We start from the raw sequence: 5316 nt of genomic DNA on the forward strand, positions 1-5316 counted from the left end.
GGAAAACCTGACCCACTTCGGTGAGGCATACCGCAACTACATGAAGCAGACCCGCCGTTTCGTCCCGTTCCTGATGTGACGATCAGGCACGACGTTCCCCCCAACGGGTAGGTCGGCGATGCCTCGCCGACGCAAACGAAGGCACCGCCGAAAAACCTCGCGACGAACCCAACCGAACGGTACGACCCGCCCGGACATCCCCCAAGTTCCCGGCCCCGCTACCCCGTCCCGGGTAGGTCGGCGATACCTCGCCGACGCAAACGAAGGCACCGCCGAAAAACCTCGCGCCGAACCCAACCGAATGGCGCAACCCACTCGGACACCCTCCCACGACCCCGGCCCCGCTGCCCCCGTTCACGTCGGCGAAGCATCGCCGACCTACCCCCGCCTTGAGACCCGGCAAGACCGCCACCGTTCGGAGAAATAACGTGCCGCCCGCTCGCGCGACAACTACCGCTCCCGAGACTCCCGAACCGAGTCGAGGATATCCGACGTGGAAGCCCCCGTACTCACTCCGGGAATGTCGAACGGCGACTTGGCCTCACTCCGCTTCGCTCGCAGAGAAAAAACGCTACCGTCCTTCCTGCGAATCTCGACCTCTTCGTCCTGCGCCAGCACAAGCAGCTTCGCCAAGTTCTGGCGCGCTTCGGAGTACGTAAATACCTTCATGAGACCTACTCCAGGACCTTGATCCCAAGCCGCCCGGCCACCTGCACCATGCGGCGGTCGAGCGTCAACAGGGGGAGCGAAAATACACGCGCACATTGCAGAAAATAGGCGTCATACGCGTAAATGCCGTATTCAAGGGCGATTCGCAGAGATTCGAGAACCTCTACACCCACCAGTCGGACGGGGATTCGGCCAACCAGCTCCTCGACCCTCAGTGCCTCCTGCGTCGTCAATCGATGCCGCTTCACCATCGCCGAGAGCGCATTGCCAATCTCATATGGCAGAATTTCCGGTGCCAATGCGGACGTATGAGCTGTAAGTATCAACGATACGCTTCTTTTTCGGCTCATTTAGTGCGACGGCTAGGAAAATGTTGGTGTCGACGACGATTTTCATGCAGATAATTGTATAATAGGTTGGCTGTAAGTCATCACGAATATGAGAGCGGGGCCAAGTTCCTTTCTGTGGTTGTGGTGGGTGTCCCTGTAGTTTCTTGGCGAGGCATACCGCAACTACATGAAGCAGACCCGCCGTTTCGTCCCGTTCCTGATGTGACTCCGTCCCGGGTGGGTCGGCGATACCTCGCCGACGCAAACGGAGGTACCGCCGAAAAATTTTATGATGAACCCAGCCAGGCTGGTATGAAACGTTCCGCAGTTCCGGTGCCAGTCCTGCTGCACCCCCGCTTTCGGCTGCTCTTTAGCTGGGGAGCGGTCCGGCGTAAGACTCCTCGTCCCTGAGAGATTGTTTTGCGAGAAACGAGGCTATCTTGTTCTTTAATTGCATTATTTCTTCATTTTTTGATTCGACAATACATTTATAAAGCTCGTCTGTACTTATGTCGTTGTCGATAGTCAGCCATTTCCAATAAGCTTTTGACGCCTTTTTTTCCTTATATGACTCTTGATAGCTTGGTCTTGCGATGTCTGGTAGTAAGTGGTCTCTGTTTTTATAAATGTATAGCTCCAAATCCTGTATATTAGAGGATGTTATTTTTGTGGGCCCTCTGTAGGATTCTGATATTTTCTGAAAAACATCCCCATCTACAATGCACATCACATTGCTATGGTGAGCGAAAATTTGTTCAGAGTCGTTTTTCTTGATGAGCCGTTCAAGCTGGGTAAATCCGCCAACCCCTATGGTTATATGGCGGTAGTGACATTCCATTGCATAATGTCTTATCAAGTACTCGATAAAACCTTCTAGCGTATCATCTTCGGTTAGGATGTATCTGTCGAATCCTCTGAAGCCAAATAGATCCGACTTGATGTACCCGAACGAGCGCTGCTCTAGCGATACGGTTTCAGAAGAGTCCTCTAGATAGTACAGTCCACCGTCGTCCACGGTTTCCATAAAGGCAAGTGAGTGCGATATGATGATTAGTCTAGATTTCTTTTTATGTAATATAGGCTTTATCGCGGAGTACAGGTTGACTTGAGCGACGGCATCTAGGGCAACGTCTAGTTCGTCGATAAGAATTAATTTTGCACCAGAGTTGATTATCCTAAATAGTTGAATGAGAAAGAATTCGCCTGAGCTAAGGTGGTCTTCTCGCACATAATAGTCATTGTTTTTTAAGATAAAATAAAATTCAGTTTTTTGTATTGTTGTTGCGCTAAGTTTATCAAACTTTCTAGATGAATACACGTTGGATAGAAAATCGATTAGGTCGGTAGCGCTGCAATAGTTGGAGGAGGCGATGTTGGCTTTTAGTTCAGAGTCAAAATTCGCAATTTTTGCGAATTGTTGAAACCTGCTGCCATAAGGGATGGGTAGTTCGGAGACTATTGTGTTTTCTTGAGGTAGAACGTCTTTGGTGTCAAAAGCATTAAGGGTTTCGTTATAATAGAAGCCAAACGGAGCTATCCCTTCAAGTGAAAATGAAACGATGCTGTTGCTTCCGAGAGCATCTTCGCCGGATGATTTTGCGAAAATGTCTGGGTCGGAGATGAGGTGGAATGCCTTGATAATCGTGGTTTTTCCGATTCCGTTTTTTCCGGTTATTACTATTATATTAGAGTCCGGGAATTCAAATTCCATATCGAGGTCATTGATATTCTTAATGCCCCGTATGGATACCTTATCGATTGCCACTCCACCTATCCTCCATGAGTTTTCGCAAAGCCAATAAGCCATATTTTCGTTGCAACTTGGCTAGGTATTCCGGGTCTGTGGCCTTTACATAGTGGAGTAATCCGAATAATGAATGCTCCTCCCCGTTGAATTTGTTCTTCAACAAGTCGATGTATCGATTTCTGTCTGTGGTATAGAAATGCAAAAGGCTCTCGATAGTCCGTTTGTATTTCGAGTCGATTGTGACGCGGCCTTTTGGGGTTATGACAAGACCTAAAATCTTAATCTTATTTCCAGCGTGTGTTATGCGAGTTTTTTCAGTGTTTATGAAGAGGTTTTCGGAGGCATAGTTGTGCAAGAGGTCTTGCACAGTATTCTTTAGGCTAAGTAGTTTGTCTTTGTTTTTTCCAGAAATTATTATGTCATCTGAGTATCGAGTGTAAGTCAGCCCATTGGCCTTGCAGGATTCGTATAGCGCGTTATCAAAATCAAAAAGAAACCCATTGCTAAGTTGCGGTGATGTGGGGAACCCAGCAGGGAGTGAGTTGTTCCAAGTCATGATTTTGGCGAGGTAGGGTATAAAGGGTTCAAAGTCCGTGATTGGGACTAGGTGCTTGTCTCGGTCTAGAACGTGTATTACATCGAGTTCGGTGATATTAGGAAAGAACGATCTGATGTCGGTCAAGAAGAATGAGCTGCTTTCGGCATGGGCGGCTACAGCGGTTAGTGCGCTTCTTCCTTTTATATAAGAATGAACGACACTGGAATTTATAGCCAAATGTCGAAGGATAACTTTTTCCAAAAAGCGAAGATAGCGTTTATATTGTTCAGATGTCTTGTGGACTTTTCGTTCTTTGTATGTGAACTCGTTGACGTGCTTTCGTTGGTCGAAAGAACAGAACTCAGAGAAGCTTTCCTTGTTATGGAAAACTGCCCCAAATGCCTGCTGCAATGTCCGATTGCCCACTCAAATTTCCTGTGAAATCGAAGTGGTCTTGTCGCGTTAGCATGACAAACCACATCGGTTGGTTGATGAGCGTTGTTTGACAGATTGTGTCAAACACGCGTGTGCTAGGCAATAGCGCGGACAGGGTGGGGAGCAAAGGGAGTGGTTGAAAATGAAGCACGGTTCGTGCCATTTTTTTGACGGGCCTGAATTTCAACCACCTGCCCCCGCAAAGGGGGCAGTTAGAAGAAATTGGATGATGGCACCTAGGGACCAGCTAAACGACTGGAGATGCTCCTAGTCACTGGTTCTCATATTATAGTTCATTTGGTGCGGCTGGGGCAAATTTGTATGTGGGCCCGAAGGGGATATGCGCTTTGATGGGCGCGAAGATTCCGCAGGAACAACCGTGTGGTCTGCCAAGCTACATAGATCTTGGGGGTAGATTTCAGGTCGTAGCTCGTGCCTTAATCTTTCCGTCCTTAACCGCTATTGGTGAACTAGCCCATATAGGGCGACGCCGCGTAGCGGGGGCTGATGCCGTCGTTTGCGTCGGCGAAGTGTTGCCGACTGCGGCTATGATCGCTCGTGACTTCACGCGATTTTTGAGACATTTTCCGCGATTTCGTCGGAAAGCCCTAGCTCCATGAATAGCTGCATTGGGTATAGGTAATCTTCTCCGGATTCGTCTGCCACTCTCAGCTGACCATGCTTGGCTGCCTCGTCATCCGGTAGAACCTCATACAGTTTGCGTTGCTCAAGCGATACCTCGTAACCAGTATTTTTAATGCAAATCACGAACTTATGCATAATCCACGGCCTTGGCGCTAGAGACAATATTTAGTCCCGCTAGAAATTCATTAACCTGCTCGATGCTACCGAAAGAGAAGGCGACTACAGTTAAGCGCTATGTTCAGTTTTTCCGTTCCGTAAAGCCCTCGCTTTGCGGCTGATTTCTTCTAAACTCAGCTCTTCGTCCAAATCTTGGCGCCACTTCGTGTAATCAAAAGGCTCTCGTTGAATGAGGGCGATAAAACGCTCTGCCTCGACATCGCCAAGATGCTGGGCAAGTAACTGAAATCCCTTGGACTTGATCTCGGTGTCGGTAATCATTTCAATGCCTCTTTGATGAATCCGATGGGATCGGTGATTTCCACTTCGTGAATCGATGTGGCTTTTTTCAGGATTCCATATGGTCGATTGAAGCAGCAATTGTCGAGATAGATTTTCACTCACGCTTCCTGAAAAGGCGTCAATGTCCGGGAGATATCATGGCGACATCGGTTGCCAACAGCCCGGTAACTCTCGCCACCTGCTCTTCGTCCATTCCTTCCGCCAGCAGGTTTCGGGCGATGCGGATGGCTCCTTCGTTGAGCCCCTCTTCCTTGCCTTCTTCTCGGCCCTTGAGTCGCCCATCCTCCCAGCCTTCAACCCGCCCAATCTCCCGCCCCTCATCCAGAATCGCCCGACTCCACCGCTCCACCGCCTCCCGATCCTCCAGCTCCGGCGCGGGCGGCAGTTCGACGTTTCGGCTGGAATCCGGCGGGGTGGGCAGCGTGCCGACCGCTTCCGCGCCGCAGTGGCGCGCCAGCTCCTCGGCGGCGGCGGTGAGGACGCGCCGGGCGAGA

At 49.8% G+C, this 5316-nt stretch carries 5 protein-coding genes and 1 pseudogene; all 6 read right to left on the bottom strand.

Going from position 1 to position 5316, the window contains the following annotated elements:
* Positions 1-674: 674 nt before the first annotated feature.
* The gene (locus ACYQ2W_RS25080; protein ID WP_459873575.1) at positions 675-1019 is read right to left on the bottom strand and encodes a type II toxin-antitoxin system VapC family toxin; all 345 of its coding nucleotides are present in this window, start codon (positions 1017-1019) and stop codon (positions 675-677) included.
* A 349-nt stretch (positions 1020-1368) separates the two neighbouring features.
* On the bottom strand, positions 1369-2763 hold the full coding sequence (locus ACYQ2W_RS25085; RefSeq protein WP_459873577.1) for an ATP-dependent nuclease: 1395 nt from the start codon (positions 2761-2763) through the stop codon (positions 1369-1371).
* A complete protein-coding gene (locus ACYQ2W_RS25090; RefSeq protein ID WP_459873579.1) occupies positions 2750-3709 on the bottom strand; it encodes a reverse transcriptase domain-containing protein in 960 nt (319 codons plus the stop codon). Before ACYQ2W_RS25090 ends, ACYQ2W_RS25085 begins: the two co-directional genes overlap by 14 nt.
* Positions 3710-4282: 573 nt before the next feature.
* The gene (locus ACYQ2W_RS25095; protein WP_459873581.1) at positions 4283-4498 is read right to left on the bottom strand and encodes a hypothetical protein; all 216 of its coding nucleotides are present in this window, start codon (positions 4496-4498) and stop codon (positions 4283-4285) included.
* 90 nt (positions 4499-4588) lie between these two features.
* Complete coding sequence (locus ACYQ2W_RS25100) at positions 4589-4801, bottom strand: hypothetical protein (RefSeq protein WP_459873583.1); 213 nt, start codon at positions 4799-4801, stop codon at positions 4589-4591.
* 139 nt (positions 4802-4940) lie between these two features.
* Positions 4941-5316, bottom strand: a pseudogene (locus tag ACYQ2W_RS25105) (hypothetical protein); the annotation flags it as partial.

It is taken from the genome of Endothiovibrio diazotrophicus, from assembly GCF_054657215.1.

What these genes read in the sequence shown, in the direction of transcription:
- ACYQ2W_RS25100 (WP_459873583.1), bottom strand. Translation starts at nt 4,801, where the DNA reads ATGATTACCGACACCGAGATCAAGTCCAAGGGATTTCAGTTACTTGCC.
- ACYQ2W_RS25080 (WP_459873575.1), bottom strand. Translation starts at nt 1,019, where the DNA reads ATGAGCCGAAAAAGAAGCGTATCGTTGATACTTACAGCTCATACGTCC.
- ACYQ2W_RS25095 (WP_459873581.1), bottom strand. Translation starts at nt 4,498, where the DNA reads ATGCATAAGTTCGTGATTTGCATTAAAAATACTGGTTACGAGGTATCG.